The sequence below is a fragment of the Aeromonas sp. FDAARGOS 1415 genome, assembly GCF_019048365.1.
GTDB classification, from domain to species: Bacteria; Pseudomonadota; Gammaproteobacteria; order Enterobacterales; family Aeromonadaceae; genus Aeromonas; species Aeromonas taiwanensis.
The window spans coordinates 2,744,917-2,767,775 of the sequence record NZ_CP077363.1 but is presented as its reverse complement, the minus strand read 5'-3'; the positions used below and the strand labels follow the sequence as shown (position 1 = coordinate 2,767,775).

At 65.4% G+C, this 22,859-nt stretch carries 20 protein-coding genes; 12 read left to right on the top strand and 8 right to left on the bottom strand.

All coding sequences use genetic code 11. The features are described 5' to 3' along the window. The first annotated feature begins 12 nt into the window (after positions 1–12). Positions 13–1,218 carry an iron-containing alcohol dehydrogenase gene (locus I6L45_RS13210; protein WP_216982285.1) on the top strand — a complete coding sequence of 402 codons (1,206 nt, stop codon included), beginning with the start codon at positions 13–15 and terminating at the stop codon, positions 1,216–1,218. A 24-nt stretch (positions 1,219–1,242) separates the two neighbouring features. Here the strand turns inward: I6L45_RS13210 and cysM are convergent, their stop codons facing one another. After that, positions 1,243–2,133, bottom strand: a complete 891-nt coding sequence (gene cysM, locus I6L45_RS13205) for a cysteine synthase CysM (RefSeq protein WP_216982284.1) — start codon at positions 2,131–2,133, stop codon at positions 1,243–1,245. Between the two features lie 153 nt (positions 2,134–2,286). Here cysM and I6L45_RS13200 point away from each other — a divergent pair, with 153 nt between their 5' ends. From I6L45_RS13200 to I6L45_RS13175, 6 genes are all read left to right on the top strand, one after another. Continuing rightward, entirely contained in the window at positions 2,287–2,544 is a 258-nt protein-coding gene (locus tag I6L45_RS13200; protein ID WP_043761869.1) for a GNAT family N-acetyltransferase, read from the top strand. After that, a complete protein-coding gene (locus I6L45_RS13195; protein WP_216982283.1) occupies positions 2,534–3,115 on the top strand; it encodes a nucleotidyltransferase family protein in 582 nt (193 codons plus the stop codon). Before I6L45_RS13200 ends, I6L45_RS13195 begins: the two co-directional genes overlap by 11 nt. 70 nt (positions 3,116–3,185) lie before the next feature. Next, positions 3,186–5,009 carry a SulP family inorganic anion transporter gene (locus tag I6L45_RS13190; protein ID WP_216982282.1) on the top strand — a complete coding sequence of 608 codons (1,824 nt, stop codon included), beginning with the start codon at positions 3,186–3,188 and terminating at the stop codon, positions 5,007–5,009. Positions 5,010–5,140: 131 nt separating this feature from the next. Next, positions 5,141–6,487: an MATE family efflux transporter gene (locus tag I6L45_RS13185; RefSeq protein ID WP_043761872.1), complete on the top strand. Its 1,347-nt coding sequence runs from the start codon at positions 5,141–5,143 to the stop codon at positions 6,485–6,487. Between the two features lie 11 nt (positions 6,488–6,498). Beyond that, positions 6,499–7,089 carry a hypothetical protein gene (locus tag I6L45_RS13180; protein ID WP_134695538.1) on the top strand — a complete coding sequence of 197 codons (591 nt, stop codon included), beginning with the start codon at positions 6,499–6,501 and terminating at the stop codon, positions 7,087–7,089. 285 nt (positions 7,090–7,374) lie between these two features. Then, on the top strand, positions 7,375–7,590 hold the full coding sequence (locus I6L45_RS13175; RefSeq protein ID WP_043761874.1) for a YdcH family protein: 216 nt from the start codon (positions 7,375–7,377) through the stop codon (positions 7,588–7,590). A 72-nt stretch (positions 7,591–7,662) separates the two neighbouring features. On the opposite strand, the gene I6L45_RS13170 is transcribed toward I6L45_RS13175, so the two are convergent. Then, positions 7,663–8,778 carry an AraC family transcriptional regulator gene (locus I6L45_RS13170; protein ID WP_216982281.1) on the bottom strand — a complete coding sequence of 372 codons (1,116 nt, stop codon included), beginning with the start codon at positions 8,776–8,778 and terminating at the stop codon, positions 7,663–7,665. A gap of 187 nt (positions 8,779–8,965) precedes the next feature. On the opposite strand from I6L45_RS13170, the gene I6L45_RS13165 reads away from it, so the two are divergent. Both I6L45_RS13165 and I6L45_RS13160 read left to right on the top strand, forming a co-directional pair. Further along, a complete protein-coding gene (locus tag I6L45_RS13165) occupies positions 8,966–11,470 on the top strand; it encodes a penicillin acylase family protein (RefSeq protein ID WP_216982280.1) in 2,505 nt (834 codons plus the stop codon). 227 nt (positions 11,471–11,697) lie between these two features. Then, positions 11,698–13,500, top strand: a complete 1,803-nt coding sequence (locus I6L45_RS13160; protein ID WP_216982279.1) for a hybrid-cluster NAD(P)-dependent oxidoreductase — start codon at positions 11,698–11,700, stop codon at positions 13,498–13,500. Between the two features lie 82 nt (positions 13,501–13,582). Here I6L45_RS13160 and htpX read toward each other — a convergent pair whose 3' ends face one another. From htpX to bioB, 5 genes are all read right to left on the bottom strand, one after another. Further along, positions 13,583–14,455, bottom strand: coding sequence for a protease HtpX (gene htpX, locus I6L45_RS13155; protein WP_043761880.1), 873 nt, complete (start codon positions 14,453–14,455; stop codon positions 13,583–13,585). A 114-nt stretch (positions 14,456–14,569) separates the two neighbouring features. Then, positions 14,570–15,250: a dethiobiotin synthase gene (bioD, locus tag I6L45_RS13150; protein ID WP_216982278.1), complete on the bottom strand. Its 681-nt coding sequence runs from the start codon at positions 15,248–15,250 to the stop codon at positions 14,570–14,572. Between the two features lie 128 nt (positions 15,251–15,378). Beyond that, positions 15,379–16,182 carry a malonyl-ACP O-methyltransferase BioC gene (gene bioC / locus I6L45_RS13145; protein ID WP_216982277.1) on the bottom strand — a complete coding sequence of 268 codons (804 nt, stop codon included), beginning with the start codon at positions 16,180–16,182 and terminating at the stop codon, positions 15,379–15,381. Next, positions 16,172–17,368 carry an 8-amino-7-oxononanoate synthase gene (gene bioF, locus I6L45_RS13140; protein WP_216982276.1) on the bottom strand — a complete coding sequence of 399 codons (1,197 nt, stop codon included), beginning with the start codon at positions 17,366–17,368 and terminating at the stop codon, positions 16,172–16,174. The genes bioC and bioF overlap by 11 nt, the downstream gene beginning before the upstream one ends. Beyond that, on the bottom strand, positions 17,365–18,453 hold the full coding sequence (gene bioB / locus I6L45_RS13135) for a biotin synthase BioB (protein WP_216982275.1): 1,089 nt from the start codon (positions 18,451–18,453) through the stop codon (positions 17,365–17,367). The genes bioF and bioB overlap by 4 nt, the downstream gene beginning before the upstream one ends. A 189-nt stretch (positions 18,454–18,642) precedes the next feature. Here bioB and bioA point away from each other — a divergent pair, with 189 nt between their 5' ends. Together bioA and I6L45_RS13125 are read left to right on the top strand one after the other, a co-directional pair. Then, the gene (bioA, locus tag I6L45_RS13130) at positions 18,643–19,917 is read left to right on the top strand and encodes an adenosylmethionine--8-amino-7-oxononanoate transaminase (RefSeq protein WP_216982274.1); all 1,275 of its coding nucleotides are present in this window, start codon (positions 18,643–18,645) and stop codon (positions 19,915–19,917) included. A gap of 145 nt (positions 19,918–20,062) precedes the next feature. Then, on the top strand, positions 20,063–20,884 hold the full coding sequence (locus tag I6L45_RS13125) for a HAMP domain-containing protein (protein WP_043761890.1): 822 nt from the start codon (positions 20,063–20,065) through the stop codon (positions 20,882–20,884). Here the strand turns inward: I6L45_RS13125 and I6L45_RS13120 are convergent. Continuing rightward, complete coding sequence (locus I6L45_RS13120) at positions 20,872–21,231, bottom strand: hypothetical protein (RefSeq protein ID WP_134695565.1); 360 nt, start codon at positions 21,229–21,231, stop codon at positions 20,872–20,874. The two genes, I6L45_RS13125 and I6L45_RS13120, sit on opposite strands and share 13 nt — an antisense overlap. A gap of 183 nt (positions 21,232–21,414) precedes the next feature. Between I6L45_RS13120 and asnS the strand changes: the two genes are divergently transcribed. Then, positions 21,415–22,815, top strand: coding sequence for an asparagine--tRNA ligase (asnS, locus tag I6L45_RS13115; protein WP_043761892.1), 1,401 nt, complete (start codon positions 21,415–21,417; stop codon positions 22,813–22,815). Positions 22,816–22,859: the final 44 nt, after the last annotated feature.

The following is a 22,859-nucleotide window of genomic DNA, read 5'->3' as shown; positions in this document are numbered from 1 at the left end:
AAGAGGAACACCATGAGCCGCTATTACGATTTTTTCTGCCCGGTCAAGCTGATGGCGGGGGAGCAGGCGCTGGAACAACTCCCTGACGAGCTGATGGCGCTGGGGGCGCGCCGCCCGCTGCTGCTCACCGACAAGGGGGTCGCCGGCACCGGGCTCGCCACCCTGCTGGCCGGGGTGATGGCCGAGGGGGGGCTCGCAGTCGCCGCCATCTGGGACGAGATCCCGGCCGACTCCTCCACCGCCGTGGTGGAGCGGATCGCCCGCCACTACCGGGAGCTGGATTGCGACAGCCTGGTGGCGCTCGGGGGCGGTTCTGTCATCGACACCGCCAAGGCGGTCAATATCCTGGCCACCCTGGCGCCGCGCGACGGTGAGACCGGGGGCGGGAGGTTGCTGGACTATGCCGGGGCGGGCTGCCTGACCCGCCCCCTCAATCCCCTGGCGGTGGTGCCCACCACGGCGGGCACCGGCTCCGAGGTGACCCTGGTGGCGGTGATCAAGGACGAGGCGAGCGGGCGCAAGGTGCCCTTTACCTCCCCCTTCCTGCTGCCCCGGCTGGCGGTACTGGACCCGCGCCTCACCCGGGGGCTGCCGCTCAACATCACCGCCGCCACCGCCATGGATGCCATGACCCACGCCATCGAGGCCTTCATCGGCAACGCCAGGAACCCGGTCAGCGACGCCCTGGCCCTGATGGCGGTGGAGAAGATAGCCACCGCCCTGCCCAAGGTGCTGGAGCAGCCCCGGGATCCACACCTGCGCCTGCAGCTCGCGGAGGGTTCCACCCTGGCGGGCATGGCCTTCTCCAACTCCATGGTGGGGCTGGTGCACGCCCTCGGCCACAGCCTGGGGGCCCGCTGCCACCTGCCCCACGGCCTGTGCATGAACCTCTTCCTGCCTGCGGTGCTCGACTACAACAGGCCGGAGATCGATGACGCCCTCGCCCGCCTGCTGCTGCCGCTCGCGGGGGCCGAGCGCTTTGCGGCGACCCCGGCCCCTCAGCGGGCCCAGGCCACCCTGGATGCCCTCCATGCCCTGCGCGACACCCTGTGGCAGGCGGTCGGGCTGCCACGCACCCTGCGGGAGGCGGGCCTCACCGACAGGGGACTGCTGCCCGAGATCCGGGATCTCGCCATCAACGACGGCGCCCTGCTCTATAACCGCAAGGATGCAGACAGGGCGCAGCTGCTGGCGCTGCTGGAACGGGTGTGGGAATAGCGGGCCCCAGGGCCCGCCCGGAGGTCAGGACGCGGGGGTGAAGACCTCGGTGGAGAGGTAGCGATCCCCCCGATCGCAGATGATGGCCACCACCACCCCTTCGCCAATCCCGGCGGCGACCCGCAGGGCGCCGGCCACGGCGCCCCCCGAGCTGACGCCGCAGCAGATCCCCTCCTCCCGGGCCAGGCGGCGCATCGTGGTGAGGGACTCCTCCAGCGTCACATCCAGCACCCGGTCGACCCGGGCGGGCTCGAAGATGGCGGGCAGGTAGGCCTCGGGCCAGCGGCGAATGCCCGGGATCTGACTCCCCTCGGCCGGTTGCAGGCCGATCACCTCTACCGCCGGGTTCTGCTCCTTGAGATAGCGGGAGACCCCCATGATGGTGCCCGTGGTGCCCATGGCCGACACGAAGTGAGTGACCGCCCCGCCGCTCTGGCGCCAGATCTCGGGGCCGGTGGAGAGGTAGTGGGCATCCGGGTTGGCCGGGTTGTTGAACTGATCGAGCACCAGCCCCTCCCCGCGCCCCTGCATGGCCAGGGCGAGGTCGCGCGCCGCCTCCATGCCGCCCTCCACCAGCACCAGCTCGGCGCCATAGGCCTGCATGGCGTCGCGCCGCTCCTGGCTCATGGTGTCGGGCATGATGAGGCGCATCCGGTAGCCTCTGGCCGCCGCCACCATGGCCAGCGCGATGCCGGTGTTGCCGGAGGTGGCCTCGATGAGTCGTGCCCCTGGCGCTAAGTGACCGCTAGCCTCCGCGCACCGGATTAGGTTCAGGGCCGGCCTGTCCTTGACCGAGCCGGCGGGGTTGTTGCCCTCCAGCTTCACCAGCAGGGTCACACCGGGGTAGGGATTGATGCGGCGCAGCGCCAGCAGGGGGGTGTTGCCTATCAGATCTTCCAGAGTGGCGAAGGCCATGGGGATCCATCCTCTGTCTGTGTTCTATACCTTGCCATGCGACCATTCGCAGGCCGGCCAGTGTAAGCGAGCCCGCCACGGCGGCAAAGAATGACGTTGGCAAAGCGTGCCCGCCATGTTCTGATCACCCCATTCACCCAGAGAGGATCCCAGATGAGCGACATTCTTCACCAGCCGGAACAGCAGCAGTTCGTCTGCACCGTGGACGGCAAGCTCGCCCGTCTCGCCTATCGCAGGCTGGACGCCACCACCGTCGACGCCTACAGCACCCAGGTCCCTGCCGAGCTGCGCGGACAGGGCATCGCCGACCGGCTGGCCCGCAGCTTCTACAACTGGACTCTGGCAGAGGGGCTAACCATAGTGCCGACCTGCAGCTATATCGACGTCTGGCTTCGCCGCAATGCCGGCTGAGCAGGCTAATCAGGACGCCGCTTTGCAGGCGTGCACCGAGGCCCTGCTGCGGGCGGATGACCGGCGCATGGATTGCCTGCGGGCCGCGCGAACGCTGGCCCTGCCCGAGTGGGCGCTGGGGGCGGGGTTTGTGCGCAACCTAATCTGGGATCACCTGCACCGCAAGCCGGCGCCGACCCCCCTCAACGACATCGATCTTATCTATCTGGACAGTGCTGATCCGACTGGATTGAAGGAGGCCGATCACGAGGCCTGGCTGAATACCCGACTGCCTGACCAGCGCTGGGAGGTGCGCAACCAGACCCGCATGCATCTGCGCCAGCAAGTGCCCCCCTTTGGCAGCACTCTGGAGGCCCTCGGACACTGGGTGGAGGTGCCCACCTGCATCGGGGTCAGATTGCTGGCAGACGACGGGTTCGAGTGGCTGGCCCCCTACGGTTTTGCCCCCAACTGGTCCCTGCGGGTGGACCCCAACCCGCGCTGTCGCCAGGAGAGCCGGGTCTTTACCGAGCGCGTCAAGGCCAAGGGGTGGCTGCAGATCTGGCCTGACCTTGTCGTGAACTGGCCATGACCGGATTGCAATGTTTCGGCAACCTTGGGCACACTACGAAAAAGCTGTTTGTAACTCAATGGGTTAAATAATGCGCGACTTCTTCTCTCTCGAACGCTGGCTGCCGGGGCTCGCCGCCCTGCTGCAATATCAGCGGGCCTGGCTGATGCCGGATCTTCGCGCTGGCCTCTCGGTCGCGGCCGTGGCGCTCCCCGTGGCCATCGCCTACTCGGAGCTCACCGGGGTGGGGGCCATCGTCGGCCTCTACTCCTGCATCCTGCCCATGGTGGTCTACGCACTGTTCGGTACCTCCCGTCAGCTCATCGTCGGCCCGGACGCCGCCACCTGCGCCGTCATCGCCGCCGTGGTCACCCCCCTTGCCGCCGGGGACCCCACCCGCCACTGGCAGCTGGTGATGACCATGACCGCCATGACCGGCTTCTGGTGCCTCATCGCCAGCCGCTTCAAGCTGGGGGTGCTGGCGGACTTTCTCTCCCGCCCCATTCTGATGGGGCTGCTCAACGGGGTGGCCATCACCATCATGGTGGGCCAGCTCTCCAAGATCTTCGGCTTCACCTTCAGCGAACGCTATCTGATAGAGCGGATCCTGAACGGCACCAACTACCTTACCCAGACCCATCTGCCCACCCTGGCCATGAGTCTGGCCGCCCTGCTCACCCTGCTGCTGGCCAAGCGCTACAAGCCGGCCTGGCCCTCTTCCATGGTGGCCATGGTGGTGACGGCGGCGCTGGTGTGGCTGTTCAACCTCGGCAGTGTCGACATCGCCACCCTGGGGGCCATCGGCTCGGGCCTGCCCGCCTTCCAGATGCCGGAATTCCCCCCCGGCCTGATGCGGGAGCTGGTGCTGCCGGCCCTCAACCTCGCCATGGTGAGCTTCGTCTCCATGATGCTCACCGCCCGCAGCTTCGCCGCCAAGAACGGCTACGAGATAGACGCGGACAAGGAATTCCGGGCGCTGGGCATGGCCAACCTGGCGGCGGCGGCCTCCCAGGGCTTTGCCATCAGCGGAGCGGATTCGCGCACCGCGGTCAACGACGCCAACGGCGGCAAGAGCCAGCTGGTCTCCATCATCGCCGCCGCCGTCATCGCCCTGGTCACCTTCTACCTGACGGGGCCGCTGCAATACATCCCCACCGCCGCCCTCGGGGTGGTGCTGGTCATGGCCTCCCTCTCGCTGACCGACTTTCGCGGCCTCTGGGCCCTGCGCGACTCGGACCGCGCCGCCTTCTGGCTGGCCCTCATCACCTTCATCAGCGTGCTGACCATGGGGGTCATTCCGGGCATCACTCTCGCGGTCTTGCTGGGCCTGTTCCAGTTCCTGCGCAACGTGATGCGCCCCACCGACCAGCTGCTCGGCATGGATGACGAAGGGGTGGTGCGCACCCTGGGGGACAACGAGCAGGCCAAGGCGATTCCCGGCATCCTGGTCTATCGCTTCAACTCGCCGCTGACCTACTTCAACGCCCCCTATTTCAAGCGGCGGGTGCTGGCGCTGCTGGTGCAGGACCCCCACAGTCCCCAGTGCCTGGTGGTGGACGCTGTGGCCTGCTTCACCCACCAGGACATCAGCGTCATGAGCATGGTGGGAGAGCTGCACAAGGAGCTCAAGCGGCGCGGCATCCACATGGTGATGGCCGGTCGCCACGGCCAGTTGAGCCAGTGGTTCAGGCAGGCGGGGATCCGGGTCGGCGAGGATGGCATCATTCTCTGCCCCGACATGTATCAGGCCCTGCGCATGACCCGCTGCTACCGGGAGCCGGTGTTCAAGGATGACGAGGTGGTGGAGAGCACCACGGACGCCCTGATCACCCGCTGGCCCCAGGACGAGGCCCTGCCCGATTCGGCGCGTCTCACCCACCCCTGCGAGCAGGAGGCCGGCACGACCCCGGTGTGAGGCGCCACGGCCGGCGGCCCCAACCCGCCGGCCCTCTTCTCTGCCACCAGGATTGCGCCCCGCACCCGCTTGGTGTTAAATGCCCGTCCAGCTGGCCCTGACGAGGGCCACCACCAGCATCTGGATATTCCATGCAGACTCAATCCCACGCCGGGCCGGGCTCCCTCTTTTCCCTGACCTGGCCACTGTTCATCGATCTCGCCCTGCATTTTCTGACCGGGGCCCTCAATACCTTCATGGTGGGTCACGTCTCCTACCAGGGGGTGGCGGCGCTCGCGGTCGGCAACCAGGTGTTCGATCTGGCCATCACCCTGTTCAGCTTCGTCAGCATCGGCACCAGCGTGGTGATCACCCAGTATCTGGGGGCGGGGGACAAGGAGAAGGCCCGGGTCGTCATTCACACCGCCATCGGCTTCAACCTGCTGGTGGGGCTGGTGGCCGCCGTCGGGGTCATGGCCGGGGCCGGCACCATGCTGGCGCTGATGAACCTGCCCGCCCACCTGATGAGCGACGGCAGCCTCTATCTGCAGATCATCGGCCTGTGCCTGCTGCCGGAGGCGGCTGCCCTCTGTCTGGCCGCCACCCTGCGCGCTCACGGCCACACCCGCCAGGCCATGTACGTGACCCTCATCGTCAACCTCATCACCTTCGTCGGCAACCTGCTGCTGCTCTACGGCTGGTTCGGCCTGCCCCAGCTCGGGGTCGCCGGGGTCGCCATCAGCACGGTGGCGGGTCGCATCGTCGGGGTCGTGCTGCTGGTGTGGCTGGTGGCCCGCAAGACCGGCATCCGGCTGCGTCTGCCGGAAATCGTCCGCCCGAGCCGCGCCATGCTGGACAAGGTGCTGCACATCGGCCTGCCCGCGGCGGGGGAGAACCTCTCCTGGATGCTGCAGTTCATGGTGGTGACCGCCTTTGTCGGCCTGCTCGGCGACAAGGCGCTGGCGACCCAGTCCTACTTCTTCCAGATCTGCCTGTTCATCCTGCTGTTCGGCCTCTCCATCGGCCTTGGCAACGAGATCATCATCGGCCATCTGGCGGGAGCCAGACGCTTCGATCAGGCCTATCGCCAGCTGATGAAGAGCCTGAAACTCGGCCTCATCGTCACCGCCGTCATCGCCGTCGCCGCCGCCCTGAACGGCCGAGCCATCATCAGCCTGTTCACCGACGACGCGGACATCATCACCCAGGTGGCCCAGCTGTTCCTCATCAGCCTCATTCTGGAACCCGGCCGCACCTTCAACCTGGTGGTGATCAACGCCCTGCGCGCCACCGGGGATGCCCGTTTCCCGCTCTACATGGCGCTCGTCTCCATGTGGGGCATTGCCGTTCCCCTCTCCTATTTCCTTGGTATCATGCAGGGCTACGGCCTGGTAGGCATCTGGCTGGCCCTCGCCTGCGACGAGTGGGTGCGCGGTCTGGCCATGTTCTGGCGCTGGCGCAGTCGTCGCTGGCAAAACAAAATTCTTGTCGAAACATAAGCGGAATCATCATGAAGAAAATCGGACTCTTGTTGACGGCCATCCTGCTCAGCCCGCTCGCCATGGCGCAAACCGCCCCGGCAGCGCCCAAGGCGCAGGCTCCCCAGACCTGGTATGTGGCCCCCATCGTCATCGACGAGACCAGCGAAGCCCAGAAGGCCCTGACCAAGGAGTTCATGGCCCAGATGATCAAGACCATCAAGATCAACGAGTATCAGACCGGCAAGGCGGTGGGCAAGACCAAGGAGCCCAAGTGGCTGATCCGCACCAAGCTGATGCCCGCAAGCACAGAGCCGCTGGTCGGCAAGAAGCATGCCCAGGGCCTCACCTACGGCAAGGGCATTCCCACCCAGGAGATCGTCGGCGAGCTCATCATGAACGGCACCCTGGTGGCTCATGTGGGTCAGGGTTGGCGCGAGCCCATCGTCCCGGGCACGCCGGTGGCGGAGAAGATCACCATCGCCAACTACCAGTACGCCATCGGCAACGAGGCCAAGGCGCCGGATCTGGAAGAACTGGCGGCACAAATAGGTTTCGAGGTAGGCAAGGTGATCGCCCGGGACGGCAAGCCCCTGCCCGAGAAGAAAAAGAAAAAAGAGTAAACACCACGCTCGTTATCCGGAAGGGGCCTCGCGCCCCTTCTTGCTGTCCGCCGCCCGTCCTTTCCCCGTTTTCCCCAGTGCAATAATGTGAACAGGATCCCGGTTTTATCCTCTCCTGCCCACCATTTATCCGCCAATCTGCTTGTGATTCAAACAGTTAAAAATCGTCGCCCCCATGGTGCAAAATGATGTCCCCGAATTGGATCCGGATCACGTTTATCTCCCGGGGGAAGGCGTAGCTTGAAGGTCAAGGCACATCAAACGACAACAAGGAGGCTTCATTACATGTTTCCAGAGTACAGAGATCTCATCTCGAAACTGAAGGTCAGTGATGCCCATTTTCAGAAGAAGTTTGACTTGCACAACGACCTGGATGCGGAGATCCAGAAGCTGGAAAAGCACCACGCCAGCGACTACAGCGCCGAGGTGAAGGATCTGAAAAAACAGAAACTTAAACTGAAAGAGGAGATATACGACATCCTCAGACAACATCCAAACTAGACGCCTTGACGAATGCCCGGATAAGCAATTTATCCTCCAGCCCGGCCCGACGCCGGGCTTTTTGTTGTCCGCTCACGAGGATGTGGCACAGAGCTCATCCGGCCGCCTGCGCCGGAACTCGCTGGGCGTCTGGCCGGTGTGGCGCCGGAAAGCCGTGTTGAAGGTGGATTTGCTGTTGAAGCCGGCCCGATAGCAGACAGTGGCCACCGTCTCGTCACTCTCCTGCAGCAGCCGCTTGGCCTCTTCCACCCGATGGCGGTTGAGCCAGTCGTAGAAGTTGCCCCCCGAACAAGCATTGATGGCGCTGGAGGCCTGATGGGTACTCAGGCCGCACAGCTGTGCCAGCTTGCCAAGGGAGAGGGCCGGATCCCGGAAGGCTCCTCGCCCGAGCTCCCCCTCCAGCGCCTCGAACAGGGGTTGCAGCGACTCATCCTGCACCGGCGCCGGCATCCCCTCGGCACCGCGCTCGCGACCCTCCCCCATGGCGTCCTGCTGGGGCAGCCGGGCGTGGGCCAGCACCAGCAGCAACAGATAGGCGGTGACGGGGGCCTGCAAATACACCGTTGAGAGCGGCCAGCCAAGCCAGCTCAGGGCGATACGGCCGAGCAGCAGGAGGGCGACCAGCAGTTGCAGGCCCTGCAACTGGTTGACCCAGGCGCGCAGCGCCGGCTTGCGGCTGACGACCCCGAGGCGCTGCTGCTGCCACCAGTAGGCCAGCCCCAGCAGGGCAATGCAGGCCAGATAGCGGTTGCCATAGAGAGTCATGCCTGGCCACAGGGCCTCCTCCTGGCTGCCAAGCAGGATCCAGCGAACCTTCTCGTCGCCAGGCAACAGCCAGTAGGGCAATGCCAGGGCAGCCACCAGCAGCAGGGGCAACCCGTGCACCAGCCGATCGCGCCAGCGAGCGAGCACCCCCTCCCCCTGCACGGCCCTGATATAGCCATAGAGACAGAACGGCAGCATCACCACCAGGGGATCGATCAGCTTGAGCAGATGGGGCCGGGCCAGAAACCACTGCTGCTGGTGATAGAGATACTCCAGCGCCTGCAGGCCGCTCAGGGCCAGCAGGGCCAGCAGATAGCCGGCGGCGGAATCCCGACGCGTGCGCCGCAACCATCCCACGTTCGCCAGCACCAGCATGCCGGCCAGACCCAGACTGAGCACGGCGGCCATATTTTCCCACTGCATAACACTCCTCCTGCAGGTACGGCTCCATCGAGACACACCTGTTCATCCTTGTTTTTATTTGGTTTTTCATTCCATGACCGATTCCATCCAGTCGGGCGACCCGAGGGGAGGGCTGCGCTTGAATAGCTGCTGCATCGACCGAAAGGAAACAAAACATTAACAAATCAACACCACAGAAGGAATCAAGATGCGAACCCCTCTTCCTCTTTCCCTTTCCCTGCTCGGCACTCTGGTACTGGCCGGCTGTCAGGATAACGACAGCCAGCCGGATCCCGCCCGCCACTACGACGTCACGCTCACCTACACGGAGCAGGGAGTGCCCCACATCAAGGCGACCAACTATGCCAGCCTCGGTTTCGGATCCGGATACGCCCACGCCGAGGAGAACCTCTGCACCCTGAGCGAGCAGATCATGAAGCTGCGGGGAGAAAAATCCCGCTGGCTGGGCGCCGGTGAGCAGCAGCGCAACCTGCTCTCGGACCTGGGCTATCGCTCCCTGGATCTGCAGACTCAAGCCGCCACCCTGTATGAGAAGCTGGCCCCGGAGGCGAAGGACCTCATCGAGGGCTATGTGGCGGGCTTCAATCACTCGCTCACCGAGCGGGCCGGTCCGGCGGACTACCCCTCCCCCTGCCGCGGGGCCGAGTGGGTCGAACCCATCACCCCGGTCCAGCTGCTGGCCTATCACCTGGATCTCGCCCAGCTGGCCAGCGGCCGCAGCTTCATCAGCGCCATGGCCAGTGCCCAGCCCCCCGTCGGCGCACAGGCGCGTGCCACCCTGCCGGCCCCCTCACAGGATCCCGTCTCGCTGCTGACCTCGGAGGGGATCGGCAGCAACGGCTGGGCGCTGGGAGCGGATCGCACCAGCAACGCCACCAGCCTGCTGCTCGGCAATCCCCATTTCCCCTGGGATGGCGAACTCAGGTTCTATGAACAGCATCTGCAGATCCCGGGCGAGCTCAACGTGACCGGTGCCACCATGATGGGCTTTCCCGCCATCCTGATCGGCTTCAACGAGCGGCTCGGCTGGACTCATACCGTCTCTCAGTCCAAGCGGTTCACCCTCTATCAGCTCACCCTGGACCCCGCCAATCCGCTGCGCTACCGCTATGGCGACCAGTGGCGCGAGATGAGCCAGAAAGAGATCACCGTACAGGTACGGCAGGCCGACGGCAGCCTGCAGCCTTATGTCCAGACGCTCTATGCCAGCCATTTCGGCCCCATGGTCAACCTCGCCTCCCTCTCTCCCGCTCTGGGCTGGACCAGCAGCAGCGCCATCAGCTTGCGCGATGCCAACGTCGGCAACTACCGGATGCTGGAGCAGTGGCTGGCCATGGCCAAGGCACAAAGCACCCCGGCCTTCTTCGATGCGCTGGCCGAGCATCAGGGCGTGCCCTGGGTCAATACTCTGCTCATCGACAAGGCGGGCCAGGCCAGCTACGTGGACGCGACCCAGGTTCCCCGCCTCGGCGCCAAGGCCGAAGCCTGGTGGCGCGCGGCCTCCCAAAGCCCTCAACTGGCTCCCGTCTGGCTGGATGGCGAGGGCAGCGTGCTGCTGCCAGGCAACGACCCCGACTTCGAGTGGGTGGACAGCGGCCTGACCCGCACCCCCGGACTGATCCCGCTGAGCCAGGCCCCGCGCCAGACCCGAAGCGATTACGTCTACAACGCCAACAGCAGCCACTGGCTGACCAACCTGACTGAACCGCTGGAAGGCTATTCCATCCTCTACGGGCCGGAGCAGACGGTGCGCAGCCCGCGTACCCGCTACAACGCCCAGCTCATCAGCACCCCCGAGAGCATGGGGCTGACCGGTGCCGATCGCCGCTTCACCCTGCAGACCCTGCAGGGTGTGGTGACCCACAACGGCGCCCTGTTTGCCCGTGAGCTCAGGGAGCCTCTGCTGGCCCGCTGCCAGGCGCACCCGCTGATCCAGCTGGACGCTGGTCCCCTGGATCTGACCCCGAGTTGCAAGGCACTCGCCAACTGGGATGGCGAGTATCAGCTGGAGAGCCGGGGCGCCCACCTGATGCGCGAATGGCTGACAGCGTTTCGCACCAGCGGGCACAGAGACATCCAGGATGCCCTGTTTGCCATCCCCTTCGATCCGGCCAGGGCCGCCACCACCCCAAGCGGACTGGCCCCCTGGAACGGCGCCCCTGATCAGGATCCCGCTCTGCTGGCGCTGGCTCGGGCCCAGCAGCGCTTGCAGGCAGCCGGTATCGCGCCGGATGCCGAACTCGGTGCGCTGCAGTTTGTGCAAAAGGCCGCCGGCTTGACCCCGATCCCGCTGCCTGGGGGCAATTCGTTCGAGGGGCTGTTCAACATGGTGCAAACCAACATGCCTTCGCGCAGCACCTCGGATTTTGCCAACATTGTGACCGGCAAGAGTGTGGCAGGCACCACGCTACGCAGCCTGGATGACGACGGTGACGGCCAGCCCGAGCTGCGCTATCGCGCCAACTACGGCTCCAGCTTCGTGCTGGCCCTGCAGTTCGATGCCACGGGACCCAGAGCGGAACGCTTCCTGAGCTATGGCCAGTCTCACGATCCCGAAAGCCCCCACTTCACCGATCAGACCGAGCTGTTCGCCCGCCAGCAGTGGCAGCCCATGCGCTTTACCGATGAAGAGATAGCGGCCCATCAGGAACGTACCCTGCACCTCAAGGTGCCGCGTGCGGCCCAGCCCTGATCCCGACGTCCTTGTTCATGCCATCCAAAGCGGGCCATTGGGCCCGCTTTTCTATCCGGTCATCCCCCTGATCTGATGATCTGACCGCGAGCAGCCTCTGTTCTGCGTTCACCACGCCAGCGGCATCGACCACCCCCATCATGGGAGACAAGAGAGGATTGCCGCACGGGGCAGGAATCGTTATCTTGCCCTCTTCACAGGAATCGCCACAGCACAAGGACCCGGACATGCCGACTCTCGCCAGCATACATCTCTACCCCATCAAGTCGACGGCAGGCATGCCACTGGCCCGCGCCCTGGTGACCCAGGAGGGGCTCGCCGGGGATCGCCGCTACATGGTGGTCAAACCGGATGGCAGCTTCATCACCGCACGTACCCACCCCCAGCTGCAACTGGTCGTCGCCACCCCGGTGGAGGGCGGCCTCCTGCTGCGCTATCCGGGGTGCGAGCCGCTGACACTGCTGGAGCACGAATTCAGTCTCACCCCGCAGGCCACCGGCGTCTGGAGCGACAGCTTCAACGCCCTGCACACCCACACCCACGCCGATGAGTGGTTGAGCCGGGTGGCGGGGGAGCCAGTTCAGCTGCTCTGGCTCGGCGAGGAGTCGGACCGCTATCGGGAGAAGACCGGTACCCGGGTGAGCTTTGCCGACGGCTATCCCCTGCTGCTGATCAGTCAGGGTTCCCTTGAGGATCTCAATCTGAGATCCGATGCCCTGCACCAGATGAGCCAGTTTCGTACCAATCTGGTGGCGAGTGGCACCAGGCCGTTCGAGGAGGACGGCTGGAGGCGGATCCGCATCGGCGAGGTGGAGTTTCTGGTGGCCAAGCCGTGCAGCCGCTGCATCATGACCACGGTGGAGGCGGGCACGGATCGCTTCAATGCCCTGAAAGAGCCGCTCGCCACCCTCACCCGCTATCGCCGTGGCGAGGATGGGGAGGTCTATTTCGGCCAGAACCTGGTAGCCCTGAACGAGGGGTGGATCGAGGCGGGCAGCGAGATCGAAGTGCTGGAGCGGGTACGCCCGCCGATCTACCCCAACGCGGCGCCCAAGAAACGGGCGCTGGTGTGTGTAGCCCGGGAACCCCTGGCACGGGACCTGGAGACCTTCTGGTTCGAGGCGGCCGACGGCGAGCCCCTGCCCGACTACCTGCCGGGCCAGCACCTGCCCATCAGCCTGGACGCCAAGGGAGAGCGGGTGCAGCGCCGCTACACCCTGAGTTCCACCCCGGAAAAGCCCGAGCGTTACGCCATCAGCGTCAAGAAGCTGGCCGATGGCCGCCTCTCCCCCTGGCTGCACCATGAGCTGAGCGTGGGTGATCGTCTGCTGGCCGCCTCCCCGGCCGGCGAATTTCATCTGGGGTCCGAGCGCAAGCTGCTGCTGCTCTCGGCGGGCTCCGGCGTCACCCCCATGCTCTCCATTGCCCGCACCCTGCACCTTCGCGGTGAACTCGACGAGGTCCATTTCATGCACCTGTGTCGCAGCGAGGCGGACATTCCCGCCGCCCGCGAGCTGCACGCCATGGCGCAGCTGGGGATGACCCTCACCCTGATCCTGAGCCAGCCCGAGGCTCACTGGCAGGGGCTCAGGGGGCGACTGGATGACAGCCACCTCGGCCAGGTCAAGGGGCTGGCCGAGCGAGAGGTGTTTATCTGCGGCCCCCTGGGCTTTATGGCCGATGCTGCCAACCGGCTGACCGCCCTCGGCGTACCGGCTGGGCGCATCCGCCAGGAGAGCTTTGGCGGCGCCATCCTCTCGGTGGCCCGTCCCCACAAAGCGGTAAAACTGCGCATCGGGGAGCAGGAGTTTGCCGGCAACAACCAGGGTACAGTACTGGATCAGGCCAACAAGCAGGGGGTGGAGATGCCCTGGAGCTGCCGCGCCGGCATCTGCGGCAGCTGCAAGCGCACCCTGATCACAGGTGAGGTGGATCACCCGGATGCCCCCGCCATCACCGCCGCCGAGCGGGCCGAGGGCAAGTTCCTCGCCTGCTGCGCCGTGCCTCTTACGGATCTCGTGGTCGAATAGGGTGATCGGGGGCAAGAATGCCCCGTTCCATAATGCAAAACGGCTGCCCAGGGGCAGCCGTTTTTGCTATCGCGTCTTGCTATCAGCCACGCAGGGCGGCGATACGCTGCTCGATGGGCGGGTGGCTCATGAACAGCTCGCTCATGGAACGCTTGCCGTTGATGCCAAACGCCATCATGGAGCCCTCCATCTGCGGTTCGGCACCGCGGGAGAGACGTTCCAGCGCGGCAATCATCTTGTCGCGGCCGGCCAGTTTGGCGGCACCGGCGTCGGCGCGGAATTCACGCTGACGGCTGAACCACATGACGATGATGGAGGCCAGCACACCGAACACCATCTCCAGCACGAACACGGTGATCATGTAGGCAAAGCCGCCGGTGCTGCTGCTCTCTTCCTCGTTGTTGGAGCTGAAGAAGTTGCTGATGACGCCGGCCACGATGCGGGCGAAGAACATCACGAAGGTGTTCACCACCCCCTGGATCAGGGTCAGGGTCACCATGTCGCCGTTGGCCACGTGGCTCACCTCGTGGGCCAGCACGGCTTCCGCCTCGTCGCGGCTCATGCTGTAGAGCAGACCGGACGACACGGCGACGAGGGAGTCGTCGCGACGGGCGCCGGTGGCGAAGGCGTTCATCTCGGGGGAGTCGTAGATCCCCACTTCCGGCATCTTGATGCCCGCTTCACGGGCCTGGCGGGCAACGGTGCTCACCAGCCAGTGTTCGGTCTCGTTGCGGGGCTGCTCGATGACCTGGACGCCATAGCTGCGCTTGGCCATCCACTTGGACATCAGCAAGGAGATGAAGGAACCCCCAAAACCGAACACGGCGCAGAACACCAACAGACCGGAAATGCTGGACTTGTTGATCCCCAGAACCGAGAACAGGATGTTGAGCACCACCCCCAGCACCAGCATGACGGCCAGGTTGGTCACCAGGAATAGCATAATTCGCTTCATATTGACTCCTTGTGAGATATGGATGCATGGTTCGGGCCACCCCGGAGGGAAACCCAGCCCATACTTGCCCCCGATAATAGACAGACTCGATGAATGTTTGCTGAATGTCTGGCGTCAGAGCAGGGGTTCAACGTCTAGATACCCGCACAAGTCCGCCTCGTGCACGGCCTCGACAAAGGGTATCTCACCCAAAAATGGGGCCGGCAGCAAGGCTTTCAAGGTCCCCAGGTTCTCTTCATAACGGCTCATGTGCGGATCCACCCGGTTGACCACCCAGCCGGCGATCCTCAACCCCTGTTGGCGGATGGCGGCGACGGTGAGCAGGGCATGGTTGAGGCACCCCAGCCTGGCCCCCACCACCAGGATCACCGGCAGCTCTTCCCGGGCCACCCAGTCCGAGAGCAGATGCTGGTGATCCAGCGGCAGGCACCAGCCCCCCGCCCCCTCGACGATCACGAGTTCGGCACCGCTTGCCTCTATCTCCCGCAGTCCCGCCGACAACCCGGCAAAGGAGATGCTCTCCCCCACCTCCTGGGCGGCGATATGGGGGGCGATGGGGGGCTCGAAGGCATAGGGGTTGACCCGCTCATAGGGCAGCGGGAGGCTGGCGGCCTGCTGCAGCAGCAAGGCATCCAGGTTGCGCAGCCCTTCCGGAGTCGGGGTGCAGCCCGCCGACACGGGCTTGTATCCGGCGCAGCGAATGCCCCGGGCGGCGAACGCCTGCAGCAGGGTGCGGGCAACCTGCGTCTTGCCGACGTCGGTGTCCGTGCCCGTGACGAAATAGGATCTGGTCATGATGACTCCTTGATGCAATGCAGGGGCGCGCCATCACGCCCCGTTTCGAGATGGGATAAGGGCGACCCTGCGCCCGTCACCGATGGCGGCCAGCCCCGGCCAGTGACCGAGGCGCCGGGCCTTTCGGGTCAGCAGCGCACCAGGTGCCCGAGGCAGACCTCATAGGTGGCGGCCAGCAGGCCGTCCGGCTGGCGGTACCGCTCGTAGGCCTCTCCCAGGCGCACCAGGCGCTGGCGATGGCCGAGGCCGGTATTGCGCGCGTCGTTGACCTGGCTCGCGCCTATGCCCTTGAGGTCGCGCAGCAGGCCGCCGATCTCCGGGTAGGCGAGGGACCAGGTGACGGGACAGAGCTCGGACGCCGTGAAGCCCGCGGCGTCGACGGCATGCTGCAGCTGAGGCAGCGTCAGGAAACGGTTGACATGGGCACGGCCATCGACGGCGCGCCAGGCCTCCCGCAGTTGCCACAAAGACCCCGCCAGCAGGGTCGAGAAGAAGATCTGGCCGCCGGGCCGGAGCACCCTGTGCAGCTCGGCAAAGGCCTGGGCGGGGCGCTCGCACCACTGCAGGGCCAGGCTGGAGAAGACCCAGTCCAGGCTCTGGTCGGCAAAGGGCAGCGCCTCCGCATCGCCGCACACCAGGCGGGCGCCGCTGCCGCGCAATGCGGCCTGGGCCAGCATGCCGGGAGCGAGATCCAGCCCCGTCAGTCCATTGCAGCGAGAGGCCAGCTGGGGCAGAAAGAAGCCGGTGCCACAGCCCAGATCCAGTCCCTGACCCCGGTGCTCCTCCGCTATGCCCCCCTCGCTCATCCGCCCCAACAACGCCTGCCCCACCTCCTGCTGGAAGCGGGCATGGGCGTCGTAGTGGCGGGCCGCCGCCCCGAAGCGGCGGGCGAGCAGGGTCTTGTCCACCGACTGGAAACGCTCATGGAGCATGGGCGCCTCCTCTCTCGTCGGTGGCCGGACGCAGACCCAGCGCCTCGAGCAGGCGATCCACGTCGTCCTCGCCGTGGGCGGCGCACAGGGTGATGCGAAGGCGCGCCGTGCCGACCGGCACCGTCGGCGGGCGGATGGCGCCGGCCCAGACGCCGCGCCCACGCAGCCGCTCGGCCAGTTGCAGGGCGGCACTGCTCTCCCCCACCAGCAGCGGCTGGATGGGGGTGTCGCTTGCCCCAAGCTGCCAGCCCAATGCCTGCGCCCCCTGCCGAAAGCGGGCGACAAGGCGAGCCAGGTGGGCACGGGCCTCATCGGCCCCACGCACCAGCTCTATGCTCCTAGTGACCGCGCAGGCCTGGGCGGGGGGCATATGGGTGCTGTAGACGTAATGACGGGCGAAATTGACGAGATACTCCACCAGCTCGCGGCTGCCACCCACAAACGCGCCGGCCACCCCGAGCGCCTTGCCAAAGGTGCCCATCTGGATGTGTACGCTGCCCGGACTGACTCCTTGCGCCGCCAGGGTGCCACGCCCCTCCGGCCCCAGCACCCCGAGGCCGTGGGCATCGTCGATCATCAGCCAGTTGCCGCTCCGGGCGGCCAGGCGGCTCAGTTCACCCCAGGGGCCCTGATCCCCGTCCATGCTGAAAACCCCCTCCGAGACGATCAGGCCCCGGCTTGGCTCAAGCAGCCGTTCAAGAGCGGCCATGTCGTTGTGGCCAAAGCGCTTCATCTTGCAGGGCAATTGGCTCCCCATCTCCTGCAGGGAGGCGTGGTTGAGCCTGTCCTGCCACAGCAGATGCTCCTTGCCGAGCAGGGCCTTGAGCACCGCCTGATTGGCGGAAAAGCCGCAGTTGAACAGCAGCACCGCCTCCACCCCGAGCCACTCGGCCAGCGTCTCCTCCAGCTGCTGATGAGCACGGCTGTAGCCGGTCACCAGGGGGGAGGCGCCGGCGCCCGCACCATATTGCGCCACGCCTGCCGCGAAGGCGGCCTTGATGGCAGGATGACCGGCGAGCCCCAGGTAGTCGTTGCCGGAAACGTTGAGGCAGTCGCGCCCCCCGACCCGGATCCGCCCGCCGCTCGCGGCCTCCACCGGGGTGCGGCGGCGCAGCAGGGCGGCCTGCTCACGCTCGGCCAGGGCCTGCCCCAGTGCAAAGGGACCGGTGACAACAGGGGTCATCATGTGCGGACGGCTTCTGCGCGGGGGCGAGTGGCATCGTAGAAGAGCTCGCTCGGTTCGCGCTGGCGGTTCACCTCGGCCAGCAGCTCCTCTTCTTGAACCTGATCCGGCTTCTGGGCCCGCTGGGCGGGGCGAATGCCGAGCCGCTTGAAGAGCTGCATGTCGCTGTTCTCGTCCGGGTTGGGGGTGGTCAGCAGCTTGCAGCCGTAGAAGATGGAGTTGGCCCCCGCCATAAAGCACATGGCCTGCATCTGCTCGTTCATCTTCTCCCGCCCGGCGGAGAGGCGCACGTGGGAGGCCGGCATCATGATGCGCGCCACGGCGATGGTGCGGATAAATTCGAACGGGTCCAGATTTTCCTGATTTTCCAGGGGCGTCCCCTTCACCTTGACCAGCATGTTGATGGGCACGCTCTCCGGGTGGCGCGGCAGGTTGGCGAGCGCCATCAGCAGGCCCGCCCGATCCTTTGCCTGCTCCCCCATGCCGACGATGCCGCCGGAGCAGACCTTCATGCCGGCGCCGCGCACGTGCTCCAGGGTATCCAGGCGGTCCTGGTAGGTGCGGGTGGTGATGATGTCGCCGTAAAACTCCGGCGAGGTGTCGAGGTTGTGGTTGTAGTAATCGAGCCCCGCCGCCCCGAGGCGCGCCGCCTGATCGGCGGTGAGCATCCCTAGCGTCATGCAGGTCTCCATGCCGAGCCCGCGCACCTCTTCGATCATCCGCAGGATGTAGGGCATGTCCTTCTCTTTGGGGTTGCGCCAGGCGGCCCCCATGCAGAAGCGGGACGAGCCGTTGGCCTTGGCCTCACGGGCCCGCTCCAGCACTTTTTCCACCTCCATCAGCCGCTCGGCCTCAAGGCCGGTGTGATAACGAGCGCTCTGGGGGCAGTACTTGCAGTCCTCCGGGCAGGCGCCGGTCTTGATGGAGAGCAATGTGCTCACCTGCACCTCGTTCGGGTCGAAATGGGCGCGGTGCACCGTCTGGGCCTGGAACAGCAGATCGTTGAATGGCAGGGCAAAGAGGGCCTGAACCTCGGACAGGGTCCAGTCGTGACGAAGGGCGTGACCGCCCGCGGTGAGAGCATTCATACATGGCTTCCGGTTGTTATAAGTGGGATCCTGCGCCACCTGGTGGAATGCGCGGCCGCTGAACCCGCCGCCAGGCCGTGCGCAGAACGGGTGCACGATGCCAAGTGGCTGAAATTGTTGGCTAGTGTAGAGAGCACGCGTAGACTGTCAACACCGACCAGATCAAATCAATTGACAACAGAATACAAAATGACCAATCAAGAATTCGACCTGCACCACGTCTGGCATCCCTATACCTCCCTCACCCATCCCCTGCCCTGCTACGAAGTGGCCAGCGCCAAAGGGGTGACCCTCACCCTCAGCGACGGGCGCGAGCTGGTGGACGGCATGAGCTCCTGGTGGGCCTGCGTCCACGGCTATCAGGTGCCGGAGCTCGACGCCGCCGCCACTGCCCAGCTCGGCAGGATGTCCCACGTGATGTTTGGCGGCCTGACCCATGCCCCGGCAGTGGAGCTATGTCGCAAGCTGGTGGAGATCACCCCAAAGGGGCTGGACAGGGTGTTTCTGGCGGATTCCGGCTCGGTGGCGGTGGAGGTGGCCCTCAAGATGGCCCAGCAGTACTGGCACGCCAGGGGCACACCCCGCACCAAATTCGTTGCCCTGCGGGGGGGCTATCACGGTGACACCTTCGGCGCCATGAGCGTGTGCGATCCGGATAGCGGCATGCACGAGCTCTACAAGGGCTTCCTGCCCGAGCACCATTTCGTGGCCGCCCCGAGCTGCCGCTTCCACGCCGAGTGGGACGAGCGTTGCGTGGTGGAGCTCGCCACCCTGATGGCGGATCATCACGAGGACATCGCCGCCATCGTGCTCGAGCCCATCGTCCAGGGGGCGGGGGGCATGCGCTTCTATCACCCCCGCTACCTGCAGTGGGTGCGCGCCCTGTGCGACGAGTTCGGCGTGCTCTTGATTGCCGACGAGATTGCCACCGGCTTTGGCCGCACCGGTCAGCTGTTTGCCTGTGACTGGGCCGGCATCAGCCCCGACATCATGTGTCTGGGCAAGGCCCTCACCGGGGGCTACCTCACCCTGTCGGCTACCCTGACCACAGAGCAGGTTGCCCGCACCATCTGCGACGGCAAGGCGGGCGTCTTTATGCACGGACCCACCTTTATGGGTAATCCATTGGCATGTGCGGTGGCCAACGCCTCCATCGACCTGCTGCTCGCCTCCCCGTGGCAGGAACGGGTCCGCGCCATCGAACACCAGCTGCGCACCGAGCTGGTGGCGCTGACCCTGCACCCGGCGGTGGCCGACGTGCGGGTGCTCGGCGCCATTGGTGTGGTGGAGATGAAGGAGCGGGTGGACGTGGCACGCATCCAGCGCAAGTTCGTGGCGCTCGGGGCCTGGATCCGCCCGTTTGGCAAGCTTATCTACCTGATGCCCCCCTTCGTCATCACCCCAGAGGAGCTGCGGGTATTGACCTGCGCCATCCGCGAGGCCATCACCACCGGCGAGTTCTGAATCCGGCTGCGCTGATCTGGCATGGGCCCCGCCACTACGACGGGGCCCTTTGGCTCTTTTTCATCATAATGTGAGCAAACTATCAAAAGACCCTGACCCGGCAAGGTACACTGCGCGGGTTTTACCCAACAGATGTACCAGTCCCATGCGCCTCTCCATTGCTGCCAAGTTCAACTTCTTCCTGCTCTTCATCTTTTCCATGGTATTGGTGTTCTCCGCGGCCTATCAGGCGGTGCGCGAGCGGGATCTCATCCTGGGCCTCATCAAGGAGCAGAGCCACGAGCAGACCGAGGCCTACTTCGACGGCCTCAACATGCTGATGCTGACCGGCAAGATGGATGCCCGCGACACCCTGCGCGCCAAGTTTCTCGATCACGCCCACGTGGAGGATGCCCGCATCGTACGTGGGGCCGCGGTCAACAAGCAGTACGGGCCGGGACGCGACATTGAGGCCCCCAAAGACAGATACGATGCCCTGGCGCTGGCGGGCAAGGGCAGCCTGGAGGTAGAGCACGACGGCATGCACAGCCGCCTGGTGGTGACCCGCCCGCTGCTGGCCAGGAAGGATTTTCGCGGCACCGACTGCACCAGTTGCCACCAGGTGCCGGAGAATACCGTGCTGGGGGCGGTGCGTTTTGACTACTCCCTCGACACCCTGTTCACCCGGGTCGAACAGAACATCCTCACCTCGGCCCTGAGCCTCACCCTCATCTTCGGCCTGGGGCTGCTGCTCACCCTCTGGGTCATCCGCACCTGGATAGTCCGCCCCCTCAACCAGCTGACCCGCTCCATGGAAGAGGCCACCGATCGCAACGACTTCGGCCATCGGCTGGAAGTGGATGAGGGAGACGAAATCGGCCGGGTGGCGATCGCCTACAACCAGATGCTCGACAGCGTGGAGCGAAGGCTCGGCAAGCGCACCGCAACCCCGCCCCGGGACGAGGCGTCCGGCGATCACCCCCGGTAGTAGAACAGCAGGCAGGCGAGCAGGATCAGCAGCAGGATGAGCAGGTTGACGTGCAGGGCGTCATCCTGGCGGCGACTGCGCCTGCGCTCCAGCAGCAGGACCGCCAGAGTCAGCAGGGAGCAGGCCCAGAGCCCGTGCTCCAGCCAGGGAGTGAGCAGGGGATCCCAGCTCTGGCGCACCCTGACCCCGCCATAGACCAGAAAGCCATAGGCCACCTGTGGCCGTGCGAAATGGTAGAGGGAGAGCAGGGCGATGAACCCGCCCCAGCAGAGGATCACCAGCCCCTGCAGTACCCGTATCCAGCCATCCGGCCCGCGCCTGCGTTCCTTCACCCTCACCCCCGCCATACCGTCAGGATCCATGCAGGATGCATGGGGAAATCCCCGCAAGGGTCCGACATTTTTGCTTGTTTATCAAACCCGCGCGGGTAAGATGAACGGCTTAGTCTGCCATGGTGGGCCAACTGCGCCCGGGCCAGACCCCAAGTGTTGCAAATAGCGCTGCAAGAACAAGCTGGAGACAATATTTCGATGACGCACGCATCCGTAGTAGATGTGCTGGCCGGTAAGTATTCGGTCGGCACCACCCAGACAGTGAAAGGGTGGATCCGGACCCGCCGCGATTCCAAGGCGGGGATCTCATTTTTGGCCATTTCCGATGGCTCCTGCTTCCATCCGGTGCAGGCAGTCGTCCCCAATACCCTGGCCAATTACGAGGATGAAGTGCTGCGTCTGACCACCGCCTGCTCCGTCGAAGTGACCGGCCTGGTGGTGGAATCCCAGGGCAGTGGCCAGGCGTTTGAGCTGCAGGCCACCGACGTCAAGGTGGTGGGCTGGGTCGAAGATCCGGACACCTACCCCATGTCTGCCAAGCGCCACAGCATCGAGTACCTGCGCGAGCAGGGCCACCTGCGTGCCCGCACCAACATCGTCGGCGCCGTGACCCGGGTGCGCAACTGCCTCTCCCAGGCCATTCACCGCTTCTTCCACGAACAGGGCTACCTCTGGATCGCAGCCCCGCTCATCACCGCCTCCGACACCGAAGGGGCCGGCGAGATGTTCCGCGTCTCCACCCTGGACATGGAAAACCTGCCGCGCACCCCCGAAGGCAAGGTGGACTATGACAAGGACTTCTTCGGCAAGGAGACCTTCCTGACCGTGTCCGGCCAGCTGAACGTCGAGACCTACGCCTGTGCCCTGTCCAAGGTCTACACCTTCGGGCCGACCTTCCGCGCCGAAAACTCCAACACCAGCCGCCACCTGGCCGAGTTCTGGATGGTGGAGCCGGAAGTGGCCTTCGCCAACCTGGAAGACAACGCCGCCCTGGCCGAAGCCATGCTGAAGTACGTCTTCAACGCCGTGCTGGCGGAACGCCGCGACGATCTGGAGTTCTTCGCCCAGCACGTGGACAAGGACGCCATCGGCCGTCTGGAGCGCTTCGTTGCCTCCGACTTCGCCCAGATTGACTACACCGACGCCATCGAAGTGCTGAAGAACTGCGGCAAGAGCTTCGAGTTCCCGGTCTCCTGGGGCATCGACCTCTCCTCCGAGCACGAGCGCTATCTGGCCGAGGAGCACTTCAAGTCCCCGGTGGTGGTGAAGAACTACCCGAAAGACATCAAGGCCTTCTACATGCGCCTCAACGACGACGGCAAGACCGTTGCCGCCATGGACGTGCTGGCCCCGGGCATCGGCGAGATCATCGGCGGCTCCCAGCGTGAAGAGCGTCTCGAGGTGCTGGATGCCCGTCTGGCCGAGATGGGCCTGAACAAGGAAGACTACTGGTGGTACCGCGACCTGCGCCGCTACGGCACAGTGCCGCACTCCGGTTTCGGTCTGGGCTTCGAGCGTCTGGTGGTCTACGTGACCGGCATGGGCAACGTGCGCGACGTGATCCCCTTCCCGCGTACCCCCCGTACCGCCGAGTTCTGATCGCGGACAACACGCGAATCGCAAAAAGCCGACCCCTGGGTCGG

Bases quoted from the DNA above. Each gene is read 5' to 3' on its own strand.
- I6L45_RS13180 (WP_134695538.1), top strand. From the start codon at position 6,499: ATGAAGAAAATCGGACTCTTGTTGACGGCCATCCTGCTCAGCCCGCTC.
- asnS (WP_043761892.1), top strand. From the start codon at position 21,415: ATGACGCACGCATCCGTAGTAGATGTGCTGGCCGGTAAGTATTCGGTC.
- bioC (WP_216982277.1), bottom strand. From the start codon at position 16,182: ATGCTCCATGAGCGTTTCCAGTCGGTGGACAAGACCCTGCTCGCCCGC.
- I6L45_RS13160 (WP_216982279.1), top strand. From the start codon at position 11,698: ATGCCGACTCTCGCCAGCATACATCTCTACCCCATCAAGTCGACGGCA.
- bioF (WP_216982276.1), bottom strand. From the start codon at position 17,368: ATGATGACCCCTGTTGTCACCGGTCCCTTTGCACTGGGGCAGGCCCTG.
- I6L45_RS13165 (WP_216982280.1), top strand. From the start codon at position 8,966: ATGCGAACCCCTCTTCCTCTTTCCCTTTCCCTGCTCGGCACTCTGGTA.
- htpX (WP_043761880.1), bottom strand. From the start codon at position 14,455: ATGAAGCGAATTATGCTATTCCTGGTGACCAACCTGGCCGTCATGCTG.
- I6L45_RS13120 (WP_134695565.1), bottom strand. From the start codon at position 21,231: ATGGCGGGGGTGAGGGTGAAGGAACGCAGGCGCGGGCCGGATGGCTGG.
- bioD (WP_216982278.1), bottom strand. From the start codon at position 15,250: ATGACCAGATCCTATTTCGTCACGGGCACGGACACCGACGTCGGCAAG.
- I6L45_RS13125 (WP_043761890.1), top strand. From the start codon at position 20,063: ATGCGCCTCTCCATTGCTGCCAAGTTCAACTTCTTCCTGCTCTTCATC.
- I6L45_RS13200 (WP_043761869.1), top strand. From the start codon at position 2,287: ATGAGCGACATTCTTCACCAGCCGGAACAGCAGCAGTTCGTCTGCACC.
- I6L45_RS13175 (WP_043761874.1), top strand. From the start codon at position 7,375: ATGTTTCCAGAGTACAGAGATCTCATCTCGAAACTGAAGGTCAGTGAT.
- I6L45_RS13190 (WP_216982282.1), top strand. From the start codon at position 3,186: ATGCGCGACTTCTTCTCTCTCGAACGCTGGCTGCCGGGGCTCGCCGCC.
- I6L45_RS13185 (WP_043761872.1), top strand. From the start codon at position 5,141: ATGCAGACTCAATCCCACGCCGGGCCGGGCTCCCTCTTTTCCCTGACC.
- bioB (WP_216982275.1), bottom strand. From the start codon at position 18,453: ATGAATGCTCTCACCGCGGGCGGTCACGCCCTTCGTCACGACTGGACC.
- I6L45_RS13210 (WP_216982285.1), top strand. From the start codon at position 13: ATGAGCCGCTATTACGATTTTTTCTGCCCGGTCAAGCTGATGGCGGGG.
- I6L45_RS13170 (WP_216982281.1), bottom strand. From the start codon at position 8,778: ATGCAGTGGGAAAATATGGCCGCCGTGCTCAGTCTGGGTCTGGCCGGC.
- cysM (WP_216982284.1), bottom strand. From the start codon at position 2,133: ATGGCCTTCGCCACTCTGGAAGATCTGATAGGCAACACCCCCCTGCTG.
- I6L45_RS13195 (WP_216982283.1), top strand. From the start codon at position 2,534: ATGCCGGCTGAGCAGGCTAATCAGGACGCCGCTTTGCAGGCGTGCACC.
- bioA (WP_216982274.1), top strand. From the start codon at position 18,643: ATGACCAATCAAGAATTCGACCTGCACCACGTCTGGCATCCCTATACC.